This window comes from Bacteroides sp. FSHCM14E1 (assembly GCF_019633785.1).
In the GTDB taxonomy this organism is placed as follows: domain Bacteria; phylum Bacteroidota; class Bacteroidia; order Bacteroidales; family Bacteroidaceae; genus Bacteroides; species Bacteroides hominis.
Genome location: NZ_JADKYL010000009.1, coordinates 207,124 through 222,937 on the forward strand (window position 1 = coordinate 207,124; position 15,814 = coordinate 222,937).

Genomic DNA, 15,814 nt, shown 5'->3' on the forward strand with positions numbered 1-15,814 from the left:
TCAATCATTTTTTAATAAAGGTAATGCAATAATAAATTTAGTTCCTACATTCAGTTCACTCTCCGCCCGGATGGTTCCCTTATGATCCTGAATAATCTTTTTCACATAAGCCAGTCCCAGACCGAAACCTTTTACATCGTGCAGATTACCTGTATGCACGCGATAGAACTTATCAAACACCTTCTTCAGGTTTTCTTTTTTAATACCAATACCGTTGTCCTGTATCGAAATCATCAGTTTACCGGGTTCGTTCCAAGTTCTCACGTCGAGCACCAGGTCTTCTTCGGGCTTCTTGTATTTCACCGCGTTATCCATCAGGTTGAATATCACATTGGTGATATGCATTTCGTCCGCAAATATAACAGGATTGGTAGCCTCAAGGTTCGATGTAATCTTACCATTATAGCGTTCCACCTTCAGAGCGAACGTATTGATAACCCCGGTAATCAACTCATTGGCATCGAGTTCTTTCATCTTCAGTGTTGCTTTCTGTCTGTCGAACATAGACATCTGAAGAACTTTCTCCACCTGGAATCTCAACCGCTTCGTTTCATCATTAATGACTCCCGATATATGCTGGAACATCTGCGGTGATTTCCCGACTGCGGGATCTTTCAGCATCTGCGCGGCAAGCGAGATGGTAGATATCGGTGTCTTGAACTCGTGTGTCATATTGTTGATAAAGTCATTCTTCATTTCTGTCAGCTTCTTCTGGCGGAAGACGATGTAGATAGTGAAGATGAATGTAATCAACAGTACGAAAGTGAATATCATCGAAGGGATCATAAAACTAACCGAGTCGAAGATATAATCTTTCTTTCCCGGAAAGTGCACCTTCACAATACTCATCTTCGCAGGCGGATCATTTTGGAACAGAGGTTGGGTATAAGAATCCTCACTTCCTCCCTCTTCGTAATCCGAACAGCGATATACCTCACGTCCATCTTTATCGATTACCGAAAAATGATATAGCAACTCTATACCATTATTAATAAAGTTAGACTTCAGATAATTATCCAGCTTCTTAAAGTTCACCCGTTCGCCAATCGACTTATCGCTTGCTTTGTAAATCATCCGCAAAGCTACATCGTCGAGCAGGAAACGCTGATACATATACCTATTTTTAATAGCGTCGGTCAAGCTTCGCGATGTCTGCGGAATGGTATTCCGGCCATGTCTCTCCGAAATCATGGCTTTGGGCACCTTCGACGGCTCGGTGGTAATCATCTTTAGTTCAAACTCCGAATACAGGGTTCCGTCCGGTGACTTGAACCTATAACGCTCCGATTGCTGAATCAAACCATTTTTCTGTTCGGTAGTAGAAGAAGACTGAGCCAGTGCTCTACGTTCCGCTTCAGTAATGTCTTCTAACAGCCAACGTTGCGTTTCATCATACTCCACATCCTTTGAAACCTGAAACAAAGCATTTCGCACGGATGTATTAAATTGTTCTTTACGCATCTTCACCATTTCTTCGATGTAGCTCACTTGTAAATAGAGCAAACTCAGAAAGGAAAGACCCATAATAATGCCTAATATCCAGATTGTTGACTTTTTCATAGCAACAAAATTAACACTCCCTAATTAACACTCCTAACAGCTTAACCTGTTTTAACAGGATGTTCTCTATAATTAACCGAAAGACGTTTTTTAGGTCGTATTCTGACCACTATAACAAAACGTATATGCCTTTGGTTTGCAAATTTAATAAAAAATTAAAGATTTCTCTTCAGAAAATCTACTTTCTTTAATCATTGTTAATGAGTAAGCAGGTTTCAAGAGGCGACCGACGAACTGTCAATGGCATGTAACGGCAGCTACAACCACAAGCAGAATGCCTTAAAAGAATAAAGCTACGAGCAGTTGCACATACATTGTACACTCCTCATAGCTTTATAACTCAGCAGTTCAGCCATTTGCAGCCCGCAGTCCGGCAGGCTGTAACCACATTATTCTTCTGTTTGCTTGGATTCGAAGTCTTTTATTAATTTATCCTGCACATCACTCGGAACAAGTTCGTAACTTGCAAATTTCATAATGAACGAAGCACGACCTCCGGTAAGCGAGCTGAGCGCTGTCGAATAAGAAGACATCTCTTTTAAAGGCACTTTAGCGACCAGCTTTTCATAACCGTTTTCGCTGCTCATGCCCATGATCATGGCACGACGTCCCTGAAGATCTCCCATCACATCACCCATCTTATCGGAAGGCACAAAGACTTCTACATCATAAATAGGTTCGAGAATCTTCGGTCCCGCATTCTTAAATGCTTCGCTGAAAGCATTGCGTCCGGCCAGCATGAACGAGATTTCATTAGAATCTACCGGGTGCATCTTTCCGTCATATACGATGACACGTACATCGCGGGCGTACGAACCGGTGAGAGGTCCCTGCTCCATACGGGACATGATACCTTTAAGGATAGCAGGCAGGAAGCGGGCATCGATAGAACCACCGACAATACTGTTAACAAATACCAATTTTCCGCCCCATTCCAATGGAACTTCTTCGGTACCTTTCACATTAATCTTAAATTCCTGTCCACCGAACTTATACGTATCGGGCACCGGCATTCCTTCATAATATGGTTCTACAATCAAGTGCACTTCACCAAACTGTCCGGCACCACCCGATTGTTTTTTATGACGATAGTCGGCACGGGCCGCCTTAGTGATGGTCTCACGATAAGGAATCTTCGGTTCCTCGAATTTCACCTGAAGTTTTTCATTATTCTCCAGACGCCACTTTAAAGTACGGAGGTGGAATTCACCCTGACCATGTACGATGGTCTGTTTCAATTCTTTCGATTGTTCGATGACCCAAGTCGGATCTTCCTCGCGCATACGGTTCAAGATAACCATCATCTTCTCTGTATCGGCTTCGTTCACCGGTTTGATGGCGCGTGAATATTTAGAATTCGGATATTTAATAAAATTAAACCGGTTTTCGGCACCTTTACCATTTAGCGTGTTTCCGGTATGAACATCTTTCAGCTTCACGGTACAGCCGATATCACCGGCCACCATCTCTTCTACTTTGATACGGTTGGCACCGGCACAAGCATAAATCTGTGCCACACGTTCTTTCGAACCGCGGTCGGCATTCGTAAAGTCATCTCCTTCGTGCACTTTTCCGCTCATCACCTTGAAGTATTGAACGTCGCCAATATGCGGCTCCACACCTGTTTTGAAGAAATAGAGTGAAGTAGGCCCATCGGGATCGGGTTCCACCACTTCACCACGGGTATTATGCACTTTCGGCATTTCGGATACACCGGGCACTACATTACCCAGAAACTCCATCAGACGACGTACACCCATATCTTTGCCTGCACAGACACAGAATACGGGGAACATGCCACGTGCAGCCAATCCTTTGCGGATACCTTCACGCATTTCGTCTTCTGTCAGTGAATCCTGTTCGAAGAATTTTTCCATCAAGCCTTCATCATTCTCAGCAGCGGCTTCTACCAGGGCTTTGTGCATTTCCATAGCCTTGTCCATCTCTTCGGCCGGGATCTCTTCAATAGTGGGTGCTCCACCTTCGGGTCCCCAAGAGTATTTCTTCATCAGCAGCACGTCGATCAGTGAGTTGAAATTCGGGCCTGTAGCCAAAGGATACTGGACGGGAACCACTTTCGGTCCGTAAATGGACTTCAGTTGTTCAAGCACCATATCATAATCGCACTTCTCGTTATCAAGTTGATTCACCAGGAAGATTACCGGTTTACCCAGTTTTTCGGTATAGCGGAAATGATTTTGTGTTCCCACTTCCGGTCCATATTGTCCGTTCAGCAGCAAAATAGCTGTATCGGTTACGTTGAGTGCCGTCATGGCAGCACCTACAAAGTCATCGCTGCCCGGACAGTCTATGATGTTCAGTTTCTTTCCATTCCATTCCACATGAAAAATAGTTGAAAAGACGGAATATCCATATTCCTGTTCCACCGGAAAGTAATCGCTTACGGTATTCTTGGCAGTAATCCTGCCGCGACGTTTTATAATACCACTCTCATAGAGCAACGCTTCTGTGAGAGTGGTTTTTCCTGAGCCGTCATTGCCAAGAAGGGCAATGTTCTTAATTTCGTTAGTCTGATATACTTTCATGATATATAAGATTTAAATGAATGATTCAGTATGTGTTTTTCGCATACCCTTTTTTTACTGAGGCGCAAATTAGGCATTAATCAAATGAAAAGCAATAAAACTGACAGTGTTACTAAACAATGTTATGTAACATACAGGATCTGTTTATTAAGCAGATATCACAGTGTCACAAACTCTTGGCACTCTCTAAACGAAGTTGAATTAGGATAACAACTTTCCGTATTATCGAACTTGGTAACACCAATATAATATACCTCTTGGCTTATGCTTCCTTATAAAACAGATTCTATAAATGGAACAACTTCTCTATCATCTGATGTATTAGGGAATATATAGTCTTTTATACAGTTTGAAGAATCCAATAAAAGCATTATAGGTGTTGGAACATATTTCAATTCTTTTCTTATCAGATCTTTTGAGTCAAGATATATATACTCATAATATTTATTACGTTTCTGGAAAGATGAAGGGCTTCCCATAGTTGAAATAATAGCTACTTTATTATTTCTATAAAGAGAATCTATTTTTTTTGTAATAGAGAATCCTAAATCTATACAACTCCCACAATCATAATAGTTAAATAGAAAAATAACTCTACAAGTCTTATTTGACACAATAGAATCAATGGAGGTTACCCTTTTCCCTATTAAGTTATAAACATCCTTTTGGGGAGTTTTAGTAACATCATTTTCTTTTTTTTGATTATTGCTACATCCCCATATAATGCAAAGCAATATAAATAAGGTAAAGAATTTATTTTTTCGCATCACCTATTTTTATTTTTTCAATGGTTACTCCTGCCACTTCTTGTGAAGCAAATAGATATGTGTCTGAAACACAAAAAGAAGAATATATATCATGTGGAAGAATGTAGGTAGAGATATGCTTCATTTCGTCATTGATTGATAATTTCAAAATAGTATTTACACGATAATCGCCTGATGAGCTCCGTGATGAACACAGTATATATATATGGTCATTTGCAAGATAAGCATCACGTATGTATATATAGACAGATTTCTCTTTATTAGAATTCTTTTTAGCAATTTCTGTTGCTTCTTTTATTATAGGAATTGAAGAGATATCAAATGTTTTAATATATTCTCCATGAATATTATATTGCTCTATATAAGGGTAGCAATTTGAAATCGAAAATATTCCTTTGCCTTGATCATAAAGAATATGTTTCTTGTTAGATATAATGGTTTTAAAAGGAGTTTTTTCTCGTACAACCTTTCCCATTGGGATTTGTTTGTTTGGGTGATATTTATCAATCATTAGAAAACTTGTCGAATCCGTATTCGCAGATAAAAAGATTAAAGAATCATTGAGACTAAATCTGTTTTCATTTGCATTTGAAAGTGAAAAATCACCATAGAAAACTCCTCCATGAAATTTTTTCATTGACTTTGTTCCAAAATCAACAACATATACCGTGTCATTCAGTACATTAAAGGTAAATGGCCATGTTGTTTCATAAGGGGCTTCACCATGTTTGCTAACATATTCCATCTCTTTTAAGTTATCACTTAACGCCACAATGTCTCCCCGTTTTTTGTCCAAAACATATATCTTATTCTTATAATAAGTCATACACGTAATGTTGGAGAAGAAACTAGAATCAGGATATTCTTCTATCTTAATTTCCGACTGACAATACATTAAGTTACGATTTTTCTCCTTGTTGTTACAAGAAGAAAAACATAAAATTGCGATAATAAGAATCAATATTCTATTCATTACCCTTTAGCAATAAGTCTTATTTCCATCACATTCAACATAGGCACCATTTAACCAATCAAGTCCTCTACTACATTTTTTACCACTACAAGATACTGAACCAGATAGAGGAAATCCACATTCTACAGTTACTGTACATGAATAGTTGCCTCCTCCTCCTTCTCCGGTATCAGTACCTTCTCCCATTGCAAGACACTCTAAAGTAAGCATCTTCATATTCGCTTTTTTATCTTTGTTTTTCAACGCAGACAAACAGACATTAACAGAAACAAATAAAAAGAAAGTCACTCCTAAACAAATTCTTAAGGTCTTTTTCATGATATATAAGATTTAAATGAATGATTCAGTATGTGTTTTTCGCATACCCTTTTTTTACTGAGGCGCAAATTAGGCATTAATCAAATGAAAAGCAATAAAACTGACAGTGTTACTAAACAATGTTATGTAACATGTTGATACAAACGGGAAGAGAATAAACCGTTTGTCAGAATGAAAGTCTTTTCCTTTATTATCTATTAAAAAACATTATTCACCTCACATTTGCTTACACTGCCTTCTGCCAAACTGAATGAAATAGGATTCAGTAACGGGGTTTTCGCCGCAAAACGGGAGTATTTGAGGCAAAAGACGGCGGTTTTTCAGCACAAAGACGGTGTATTTCCGGAAAAAGAAGTAAGCATTCGGACCCAAAGAAGTAAGCACTTTCCGGAAATGCTTACTTCATTTCCGAAAATCTCCTCATGTTTTGCCACATTACATATATTGTTATAACAAAAAGGCCGTATGAATGCCTCTTTCTCCTCCGGTTGTTCTGTAAAGCCAGTCAAACCATATATAACAGAATCACCGGAGGAAGAGGAAAATAAAAGAAAAAGGGCAGGATTCCGCCGCACAGCTATCTATTGGAGAACAGATATCACAGATCTGCGACACATGGGAAAATCCTACCGGCAAATGCAGGCGTTTTTTTCTCCAACTTTCAGAGCGGCACGAAACGAAAGCATTCTGAGATCATCAGATAATCAGATTGTCAAATGGTTAAAAAGGAACTTTCCTCCCGTTAAATAAGAAAGAATATATGCCCTGCAAAGTTGTTTACTAAAACGAAAACCTTACTTTTGCAATTTAAAACGCAAAAATAACTCAGACTATCATGGCAGGCATATACATACATGTCCCCTTCTGTAAGACACGCTGTATTTATTGCGATTTTTACTCCACCACGCGAAGCGAACGGAAAGGACACTACATCGAAGCCCTCTGCAAGGAGCTGGAAATGAGATATACTTACCTGAAAGGAGAGCCCATAGAAACGCTCTACTTTGGTGGAGGTACTCCTTCGCAACTTGATGAAGAGGACTTCCGGAAAGTGTTCGACACCGTCCGGCGTGTATACGGAATGGAAAATTGCCATGAAATAACGCTTGAAGCCAATCCGGATGACCTCTGTCCGGAATATGTGCAAATGCTCTCCCGCTTGCCATTCAACCGCATCAGTATGGGTATCCAGACTTTTGATGATGCCACGCTTACGTTATTGAAGCGACGCCACAATGCCACTCAAGCCATTCGTGCAGTAGAATTATGCCGTACCTACGGGTTCCGCAACATCAGCATCGACTTGATTTACGGACTTCCCGGTGAGACAGCAGAGCGTTGGGAAAAGGACCTGCAACAGGCCGTTGCCCTCAATGTGGAGCATGTTTCGGCCTACCACCTGATTTATGAAGAAGGTACTCCTATTTATAGAATGTTGCAAAAACACCAGGTTGAAGAAGTGGACGAGGACAGCAGTGTCCGGTTCTTCACCTTATTGATAGACCGGCTGCAGGAAGCAGGATATGAGCACTACGAAATATCCAACTTTTGCAAGCCGGGAATGTATTCACGCCATAACACTTCGTACTGGCAAGGGACCAGCTACCTCGGTTGTGGTCCGTCGGCACACTCTTTCGACGAAGCAACACGCGAATGGAACTGTTCGTCGATAGAGAAATACATAGCAGGCATCGAAAGCGGTAAACGGGACTTTGAACGGGAAGAACGGGATTTAACTACCCGGTACAATGAATTTGTCATTACCTCCGTCCGCACTCAATGGGGAATTTCACTCGAACGCCTCCGCAACGATTATGGAACCGAACTGGAACAATACTGCCTCAAGATGGCACGTCCTTCTTTAGAAAACGGCAAATTAGAAATACACGAAGGTGCTCTGCGCCTCACCCGAGAAGGAATTTTTATTTCCGACAGCATCATGAGCGATCTTCTCCGGGTGGACAACTAAAATTATAAAGTCATGACCGAATCAGAGGTTCGAAAACTATTAAGACGAATGAAGGAGCTGGACTCGCAAACGGCGTTCCGATCCTTCTACGATATGACGTACGACCGGCTTTACCGCATTGCCTACTATTACGTAAAGCGGGAAGAATGGTCGCAGGAGATCGTACTTGATGTATTCTTGAAACTCTGGGAACAACGCAGTTCGTTGCCCGAAGTCAAAAGCATTGAGGACTATTGCTTCATACTGGTGAAAAACGCCTCACTCAACTATCTGGAAAAAGAGAACAGGCGCACAACCGTATCCACCGAAGTATTGCCGGAACCGGAAGCACAAAGCGATTCGCCCGAGGAATCGATGATCAGTGAAGAGCTGTTCGCCATCTATGTGAAGGCGCTCGACCGCCTGCCTGAACGTTGCAGAGAAGTGTTCATCCGCATCCGCGAAGAAAAACAAAGCTATGCACAGGTGGCCGAAGAATTGGGCATCAGCACAAAGACCGTAGACGCCCAACTCCAGAAAGCAACAATCCGACTGAAAGAAGCGATATTGACGATGAACGATAAACAATGAACCACCGGCCGGAAACGATGGACAAGGTTTAACTTTTATTTGCACATCCCCGATAGGGAGATCCTTCGAACGCTCTGTCTTTATCAGTGAAATTCATTTTAATCAAAACACAAAGACTTAGCTTATGAAGAAGTTATTAAGACCTACAACCTTTGCATTGCTTACGATGGCACTGTGTTTCACTGCATGCGAAAACGGCAACAACTCCTATCCCAAGGAATATCTGGGATTCGAAAAGAAAGCGCAGGACTTCTCTTACCAAAAGAATACTGCGGAAGCCGAATTCCAAGTAAAGATCATTGCGGTTGATAAAACGAAAGAAGACCGGATTGTCTTCATCGAATCACCCTCACGTCCGACGAAGCCCGGAAGCCCTTCGGCACAGTTTTTTAAGATTAAAGATAATAAAGTCACCATCAAGGGAGGCAGTAAATCGGCCAAAGCCACTATTCTGGTCTATCCCCAGAAAGTGGGAACGAATGAATACATTCAGCTTGTCTGCCGGCCTCAGAACGGAAAGTCGGAAACGACCCAGATGTCTATCCGGCTGGTGAAAAAATAACGAAATAAAAAATGAAGTATACCGACCAGGAACTTAACCGATTATTGGAGAAACTCATAGCCTCCACCCGCTCGCCCAGAGGAAGATTCTCGGCAGCGGCAAGCTATCAGATATTAGAGAAGCGATTGCCACGTCCGGCACACCGGCTTTTCTCTATACGCATTTTCTCGGCAGTAGCCGCCATCGCTTTGTTCTGCTACATCGGATGGAGCACTTATTGCTATCTGAAACCTGCCGCCTTGCAAACCGTTTCTACACTGGCCGACACACGGACTATAAAGTTACCCGATGGAACGGAAGTGACGCTGAACCATTTCTCTTCTCTCACCTATCCCGAGAAATTCAAAGGGAAACACAGGGAAGTAGACTTGAAAGGAGAAGCCTATTTCGAAGTGACGAAGAATCGGGAACACTCTTTCATCGTACAGACAGAGTCGGTCAATGTAGAGGTACTGGGAACTCACTTCAACGTAGAGTCCTATCCGGACGATCCGGAAGTGAAAACCACCCTACTCGAAGGTTCCGTGGTGGTGAGCAATAAAGCCAATTCTGTGCGCATGGTTCTGAAGCCAAACGAAAGTGCTATATATAATAAGGTGAAAAAGAGCATGACCCTTGAAGTTTCAGATCGCGCTGCCGAAGAGATAGCCTGGCGGAATGGCGAATTAGTCTTCACCAACCTTCCCCTGCAGGAGATCGCCCGACAGTTGTCCAACACGTTTGGTGTAAACATCTCCATAGCAGACAAAGCATTGCAGAACTACCGGATCACGGCACGATTCTCCGACGGAGAAGGACTCGACCAGATTCTCGATCTGCTGCATACAGTCGGTAAATTCAACTATTCACACAACAATGAAAAAATAACGATTACTACTAAACTTAACTAAACATGAGAAAATCCAATCCGGATTTCCACCACATCAGAAGTTACATTCTGATGTGTGTGGTTTCCATATTCTTTTCAACTATCAACGCGCAGACACCGGAGCCCAGGATCACCCTCAAGCTGCAAAACACCAGCCTCTCAGAGATTATCCGGCATATAGAACAAGCCACCGGTTTCTCTTTCATCTACGGTGAAGAGGTGAAACTCGACCATAAAGTCAGCCTCAACGTACAGAAGAAACCTCTCGGAGAAGTTCTGAACCAGTTGTTTGCCAACGAACCGATAAGCTATAAAATAACAGGAAAGCACATCCTGTTACAAAAAATCCCCCCCAAACCCGTAAGCCGCAGGTTTACTATCAGTGGATACGTAACCGACGGGGCGTCTGCCGAAACGCTGATTGGTGCCAATATTCTTGAGAGTCGTCATCATCAAGGAACCACCACCAATCCTTACGGTTTCTACAGCATTACGCTGCCGGAAGGAGAAGCTCAGTTGAGCTTCTCCTATTTGGGTTACACCAGCCAGCAACACGTACTGACCCTGACCCGTGACACCCTGCTGAACATCCGGATGAAAGACAGCAACATGCTGCAAGAAGTGGTCGTCGTGTCGGACAAGACCGAATCGGGGATCATGGCCACTCAAATGGGTGCCAGCGAGATACCGATGACACAAATAAAAAACACTCCCAGCATACTGGGAGAAGCAGATGTAATGAAAGCCATCCAGTTGATGCCGGGCGTACAGGCCGGAATGGAAGGATCTGCCGGATTGTATGTACGTGGTGGTGGCCCCGACCAGAACCTGATCTTGCTGGACGGTGTACCGGTGTACAACGTAGATCATTTATTAGGATTCTTCTCTGTCTTCACTCCCGAAGCCGTAAAGAAAGTAACCCTCTTCAAAAGTTCTTTCCCCGCCCGCTTCGGCGGACGCCTCTCCTCCGTAATTGACGTACGCACCAATGATGGCGACATGAAGAACTATCATGGCGTAGTCAGTATAGGACTCCTGACCAGCAAACTCAATTTCGAAGGGCCGATCATCAAGGACCGGACTTCTTTCAACATTTCTGCCCGCCGCTCCTACATCGACCTGCTGGCCAAACCCTTCATGCCGAAAGAAGAAAAGTACAGTTATTACTTTTATGACATCAATGCCAAAATCAACCATAAATTCTCCGACCGGAGCCGCCTCTTCCTCAGTGCATACAATGGCAAAGACCATTTCATGACAAAGTATGACGACACTTACTACGGTGACGAAGACAAGTACAGGGACGGCGGAAAAATGAACTGGGGCAACACCATCGTTTCGGGACGCTGGAATTACATCTTTAACAACAAACTGTTCAGCAATACCACAGTCGCTTTCAATAACTATAAGTTTGACGTCAGCACGTTCACCAAGAACGAGATACATACAAACAACCAAATAACCTGGAACCGCTATAAAGCCGACTATAAATCGGGAATCCGGGACTGGAGTGCTCAGATAGATTTTGACTATAATCCTATCCCCGCACACCATGTCAAGTTCGGAATGCAATACCTGCACCATAGTTTCCGTCCGGAAGTATCCACCTCAAAGATATTCGACAAGACCGGAGAAACCATCGAGCGGGATACGACGTATTATACCGCCTCTAACAGCGAAATCCTTGCCCACGAAGCATCTGCCTACCTTGAAGATAACTTCAATCTAAGCAGTCGCCTGCGTATGAATCTGGGCCTGCACTTCTCGACTTTCCAAGTGCAAAAGAAAAACTATTTCTCCATACAACCCCGCATCTCCGCACGCTATCAGCTCAACAAGGACATCGTAATCAAAGCTTCTTACACCAAAATGAGCCAGTATGTACACTTGATTTCATCCATGCCGTTCGCCATGCCCACCGACCTGTGGGTGCCGGTGACCAATAAAATCAAACCTATGCAGGCGCATCAGGTATCGTTGGGTGGCTATTACACAGGAATCGACGGATGGGAATTCTCGGTGGAAAGCTACTATAAAGGAATGAAAAATGTGCTTGAATACAAAGACGGAGTCAGTTTCCTCGGCTCTTCCACCGGATGGGAAGACAAAGTGGAGATGGGACGCGGACGCTCCATGGGTATAGAATTCATGGCACAGAGAACCATCGGGAAGACAACCGGATGGCTGGCATATACATTGGCCAAGAGTGACCGTAAATTTGCCAAAGGAGGGATAAACAATGGGGCACGCTTTCCATATAAATATGACCGGAGGCACAATATAGACCTGACCCTCAACCACCGGTTCAACGAACGAATCGACGTAAGTGCCTCATGGATACTTACCACCGGAGGTACAACCACAATCCCCACTGAACTGACGGCTATCATCCGTCCGGGCGATAACAATTCATCGATACAAGAAGGAGATTATGTCAAGCACCGCAACAACTATCGCCTTCCCGCCACGCACCGGCTCAATGTAGGTGTTAATTTCAGCAAGAAAACACGGCATGGCATGCGTATCTGGAACGTCAGTATATATAATGTATACAATGCCATGAACCCTACCTTGGTATACCGCACCTACAAAAAGACTGAATATACTCAAGGCGAACAAGCACAAGGCAACCGCATACCGGTCATCCGGAAATTCACCTTGTTGCCTTGTATTCCTTCATTCAGTTATACATATAAATTCTAAGTATTTATGAAACGATCCATTCACGACATACTCCTGTTCCTGCTGGTTATTATATCTGCCACAGCCTGCAACCACGATCTCCCTTTCGATCTGAAGGAGAATCCGCCTAAACTGGTGATGAACGCCATCATCAACGCCGATAGCACTTACAACGAACTGTTCCTGAACTTTACCGGCAGAAACCAAATCGGACAAATCAACGGAGCCACTGTGGAAGTACGCATTAACGGTTCTCTCAGCGAAACGCTGCGCCCCGATCCGTACAGCAGCGATAAAGGACGTTTTTATATCAACAGTACTTTCCGTCCGGGCGATGTAGTCCGCATAGACGCCATGACAGATGACGGTGCATATCATGCATGGGCGGAAGTCACCGTCCCCCAACCTATCGGGAAGATAGAAAAGGTAGATACAGTCTCTATCATGAGAATACCAAGTAACTATGGTTACGGGACTCCGCCGAGAAGACATCTCCGTTATCAAATCCAAATAAACGACCGTCCGGGGGAGAAGAATTTCTATCGGATCATTGTGGAACAGCGGAAATACTGGAAATACTATTGGCAACAGGGTGACCAGATTAACTGGGAATCGGCCATGTCGAAAAGTTTTAAGTTGCAGACAAACGAAGATGTGGTATTGACCGACGGCAAGCCGAGTACGGAAGAAGATGACGAAAACGGCCTGTTCGGCAGTGTCACTAACAAGTATGCCGTATTTGACGACTCACGTTTCGCGGACGGAAGTTATACAATGACTGTCTATAACGATATTTACGGATGGGGATTCTGGGGAAGTGAATATACATGGATAAAAACAGATGTCTATATCCGCATACTCAGCATCACCGAAAAAGAATATTATTATCTGAGAGCACTGAACCTGCTCGACTCAGATGCCTATGACAATACCTTAAGTGAGCCCATTGCTTTCCCCAGCAATGTGAACGGCGGTACCGGAATGGTTGGATTCAGCGCAGAAACCAACTACATGCTGACGGTTAAAAACCACGCAGTTCCCCCAACGATGCCGGATTTATAAAGAAACCACTATCTTTGTGCCCTAAAAGCACATTTATATGTTTATAATAATCGGAATCATGCTTACAGGTATGCTGCTTGGCTACCTGTTACGTAGCAAAAGACTCACATGGATACATAAAGTCATCACATTATTAATATGGCTGTTGCTCTTCCTCCTCGGCATCGATGTAGGAGGCAACGAAGCCATCGTGAAAGGACTGCACGCCATCGGGCTGGAAGCCTTCATCATCACCACAGCAGCCGTAGCCGGAAGCACACTGGCTGCATGGGGACTATGGTATCTGCTTTATGCACGTTATCAGAAAAAGGAGGTGAAGCCATGAAAGGCAGCCTTATTATCGTCTCTTTTTTTATCGTCGGCACCCTGTGCGGACTTTTTCATCTGATTCCATATGATTTCAGCCAAAGCAAACTCAGTTTTTATGCTTTATGCGGGCTGATGTTTTGTGTCGGTATCAGTATAGGCAATGATCCGCAAACATTGAAAAGTTTCCGGTCACTGAATCCGCGCTTACTCTTCCTACCCGTAATGACCATTCTGGGCACACTGGCAGGATGTGCCGTAGTCAGTCTCTTTCTATCGCATCGCTCACCGGCCGATTGCATGGCAGTGGGTTCCGGATTCGGGTATTATTCACTCTCAAGCATTTTCATCACCGAATACAAAGGAGCCGAACTGGGAACCATCGCACTGCTCTCAAATATCATGCGCGAAATCATCGCCTTGCTTTGTGCTCCTTTATTGGTAAAGTTCTTCGGAAAACTGGCCCCCATTTCAGTCGGAGGAGCTACCACTATGGATACGACTCTTCCCATTATCACCCGTTGTTCAGGGCAGGAATTCGTCATAGTCTCTATCTTTCATGGTTTCATTGTGGACTTTAGCGTGCCGTTTCTGGTGACACTATTCTGTTCCATATAGGTATCTTATTACAAAACTGTTTCAATTTTCGCAATAATGTTATCTTTTTCACACTTCTTTCTTGATATACATCAAGAAATGACACCTTATTGCCTACTTCCCTTCCCTATCCCTTTTATGTTGAACAACATATTTGTATATTTGCATAGGTAAAAAGAAAAAGCTAAGAGCTTAACAATTGTTTTTAATAGGTATTAGGGGTCCTTATGATAAGGATAGGGACAAAGATTAGTTTTCAGGAATAACAATTAAAAAAGTAGGTATTATGAAAAGATTAGGATTAACATTAGTAGCAGCACTCTGCCTTGCTGCCACCACATTTGCAGCAGAAAATCAACCTACAGTTGCAAAATGGGAAGGTAACATCAATGTGAATAAATTGGGTAAATACCTGAATTTATCTTCTGTACAGGCAGAAGAAGTAGCCAACATTTGTAACTACTTTGACGAGCAGATGGGAAGAGCCACTACGTCAAAAAAGAATAAAGACACCCTGGTTCGTAACGCTGTCTACGGAAATCTGAAGTTGATGAAAAAAACGTTGACGGATGCTCAGTACACGAAGTATACTACAATATTGAATATGACTTTGAAAAACAAGGGCATCGAAGTAAAGTAGAAACTTGATTGATGAATAAAAGGATAAAAGACCGGTGTCGTCGAATGAACTGACACCGGTCTTTTATTTTTATACCAATCACCGACAGCCGCGAAGATGGTTAGCACTGATGTTTCCGGTTAAATCAGTAATTCCTCCTAAGCCAAATATTGAAAAGTCTATCATACACCTGATATCCTCCAGACCCCTGAGTCGCAAATGATTGATTATCAATGCACTTCATTCTCCTCTTTTTTATTTCTTTTTCAAGTACTATCTCCCTCTTTCCAGGGCGGACGCTCAATAAGTATAACATCTTATTAGGGTTGTATTATTTCCTAAATATGTAGTCCCTTCCCTGTATTTTTCAATATTTCCTGCTCCTTTTGTCTGTGTGTAATATAATTCATTACAT

Annotated in this window: 14 protein-coding genes; 9 read left to right on the top strand and 5 right to left on the bottom strand. The window is 42.9% G+C overall.

Annotation, left to right across the window (positions count from 1 at the left end; all coding sequences use genetic code 11):
* The 5 genes from ISX59_RS14855 to ISX59_RS14875 form a co-directional block, all read right to left on the bottom strand.
* Nucleotides 1–1,560: a sensor histidine kinase KdpD gene (locus ISX59_RS14855; protein WP_005781458.1), complete on the bottom strand. Its 1,560-nt coding sequence runs from the start codon at nucleotides 1,558–1,560 to the stop codon at nucleotides 1–3.
* 389 nt (nucleotides 1,561–1,949) lie between these two features.
* Nucleotides 1,950–4,106, bottom strand: a complete 2,157-nt coding sequence (locus tag ISX59_RS14860; protein WP_032532016.1) for a translation factor GTPase family protein — start codon at nucleotides 4,104–4,106, stop codon at nucleotides 1,950–1,952.
* A gap of 272 nt (nucleotides 4,107–4,378) precedes the next feature.
* A complete protein-coding gene (locus ISX59_RS14865) occupies nucleotides 4,379–4,873 on the bottom strand; it encodes a hypothetical protein (protein WP_005781462.1) in 495 nt (164 codons plus the stop codon).
* On the bottom strand, nucleotides 4,860–5,699 hold the full coding sequence (locus ISX59_RS14870) for a hypothetical protein (RefSeq protein ID WP_234230103.1): 840 nt from the start codon (nucleotides 5,697–5,699) through the stop codon (nucleotides 4,860–4,862). The genes ISX59_RS14865 and ISX59_RS14870 overlap by 14 nt, the downstream gene beginning before the upstream one ends.
* A gap of 153 nt (nucleotides 5,700–5,852) precedes the next feature.
* The gene (locus tag ISX59_RS14875) at nucleotides 5,853–6,164 is read right to left on the bottom strand and encodes a hypothetical protein (protein ID WP_005808483.1); all 312 of its coding nucleotides are present in this window, start codon (nucleotides 6,162–6,164) and stop codon (nucleotides 5,853–5,855) included.
* 835 nt (nucleotides 6,165–6,999) lie between these two features.
* Between ISX59_RS14875 and hemW the strand changes: the two genes are divergently transcribed.
* The 9 genes from hemW (at nucleotide 7,000) to ISX59_RS14920 (ending at nucleotide 15,420) form a co-directional block, all read left to right on the top strand.
* A complete protein-coding gene (gene hemW / locus ISX59_RS14880; protein WP_032543934.1) occupies nucleotides 7,000–8,133 on the top strand; it encodes a radical SAM family heme chaperone HemW in 1,134 nt (377 codons plus the stop codon).
* Nucleotides 8,134–8,145: 12 nt separating this feature from the next.
* A complete protein-coding gene (locus ISX59_RS14885; RefSeq protein WP_005821857.1) occupies nucleotides 8,146–8,703 on the top strand; it encodes an RNA polymerase sigma-70 factor in 558 nt (185 codons plus the stop codon).
* A gap of 124 nt (nucleotides 8,704–8,827) precedes the next feature.
* A complete protein-coding gene (locus tag ISX59_RS14890; RefSeq protein ID WP_032532018.1) occupies nucleotides 8,828–9,265 on the top strand; it encodes a hypothetical protein in 438 nt (145 codons plus the stop codon).
* Between the two features lie 11 nt (nucleotides 9,266–9,276).
* On the top strand, nucleotides 9,277–10,155 hold the full coding sequence (locus ISX59_RS14895; RefSeq protein ID WP_044299482.1) for a FecR family protein: 879 nt from the start codon (nucleotides 9,277–9,279) through the stop codon (nucleotides 10,153–10,155).
* Nucleotides 10,156–10,157: 2 nt separating this feature from the next.
* Complete coding sequence (locus tag ISX59_RS14900; protein WP_032539702.1) at nucleotides 10,158–12,836, top strand: TonB-dependent receptor; 2,679 nt, start codon at nucleotides 10,158–10,160, stop codon at nucleotides 12,834–12,836.
* A 6-nt stretch (nucleotides 12,837–12,842) separates the two neighbouring features.
* Nucleotides 12,843–13,877, top strand: coding sequence for a DUF4249 domain-containing protein (locus ISX59_RS14905; RefSeq protein WP_032539704.1), 1,035 nt, complete (start codon nucleotides 12,843–12,845; stop codon nucleotides 13,875–13,877).
* A gap of 37 nt (nucleotides 13,878–13,914) precedes the next feature.
* Nucleotides 13,915–14,202: a LysO family transporter gene (locus tag ISX59_RS14910; protein ID WP_005808502.1), complete on the top strand. Its 288-nt coding sequence runs from the start codon at nucleotides 13,915–13,917 to the stop codon at nucleotides 14,200–14,202.
* A complete protein-coding gene (locus ISX59_RS14915) occupies nucleotides 14,199–14,801 on the top strand; it encodes a lysine exporter LysO family protein (RefSeq protein ID WP_005808504.1) in 603 nt (200 codons plus the stop codon). Before ISX59_RS14910 ends, ISX59_RS14915 begins: the two co-directional genes overlap by 4 nt.
* 265 nt (nucleotides 14,802–15,066) lie before the next feature.
* Entirely contained in the window at nucleotides 15,067–15,420 is a 354-nt protein-coding gene (locus ISX59_RS14920) for a hypothetical protein (RefSeq protein ID WP_005808506.1), read from the top strand.
* Nucleotides 15,421–15,814: the final 394 nt, after the last annotated feature.

Bases quoted from the DNA above. Each gene is read 5' to 3' on its own strand.
- ISX59_RS14855 (WP_005781458.1), bottom strand. From the start codon at position 1,560: ATGAAAAAGTCAACAATCTGGATATTAGGCATTATTATGGGTCTTTCC.
- ISX59_RS14860 (WP_032532016.1), bottom strand. From the start codon at position 4,106: ATGAAAGTATATCAGACTAACGAAATTAAGAACATTGCCCTTCTTGGC.
- ISX59_RS14865 (WP_005781462.1), bottom strand. From the start codon at position 4,873: ATGCGAAAAAATAAATTCTTTACCTTATTTATATTGCTTTGCATTATA.
- ISX59_RS14870 (WP_234230103.1), bottom strand. From the start codon at position 5,699: ATGACTTATTATAAGAATAAGATATATGTTTTGGACAAAAAACGGGGA.
- ISX59_RS14875 (WP_005808483.1), bottom strand. From the start codon at position 6,164: ATGAAAAAGACCTTAAGAATTTGTTTAGGAGTGACTTTCTTTTTATTT.
- hemW (WP_032543934.1), top strand. From the start codon at position 7,000: ATGGCAGGCATATACATACATGTCCCCTTCTGTAAGACACGCTGTATT.
- ISX59_RS14885 (WP_005821857.1), top strand. From the start codon at position 8,146: ATGACCGAATCAGAGGTTCGAAAACTATTAAGACGAATGAAGGAGCTG.
- ISX59_RS14890 (WP_032532018.1), top strand. From the start codon at position 8,828: ATGAAGAAGTTATTAAGACCTACAACCTTTGCATTGCTTACGATGGCA.
- ISX59_RS14895 (WP_044299482.1), top strand. From the start codon at position 9,277: ATGAAGTATACCGACCAGGAACTTAACCGATTATTGGAGAAACTCATA.
- ISX59_RS14900 (WP_032539702.1), top strand. From the start codon at position 10,158: ATGAGAAAATCCAATCCGGATTTCCACCACATCAGAAGTTACATTCTG.
- ISX59_RS14905 (WP_032539704.1), top strand. From the start codon at position 12,843: ATGAAACGATCCATTCACGACATACTCCTGTTCCTGCTGGTTATTATA.
- ISX59_RS14910 (WP_005808502.1), top strand. From the start codon at position 13,915: ATGTTTATAATAATCGGAATCATGCTTACAGGTATGCTGCTTGGCTAC.
- ISX59_RS14915 (WP_005808504.1), top strand. From the start codon at position 14,199: ATGAAAGGCAGCCTTATTATCGTCTCTTTTTTTATCGTCGGCACCCTG.
- ISX59_RS14920 (WP_005808506.1), top strand. From the start codon at position 15,067: ATGAAAAGATTAGGATTAACATTAGTAGCAGCACTCTGCCTTGCTGCC.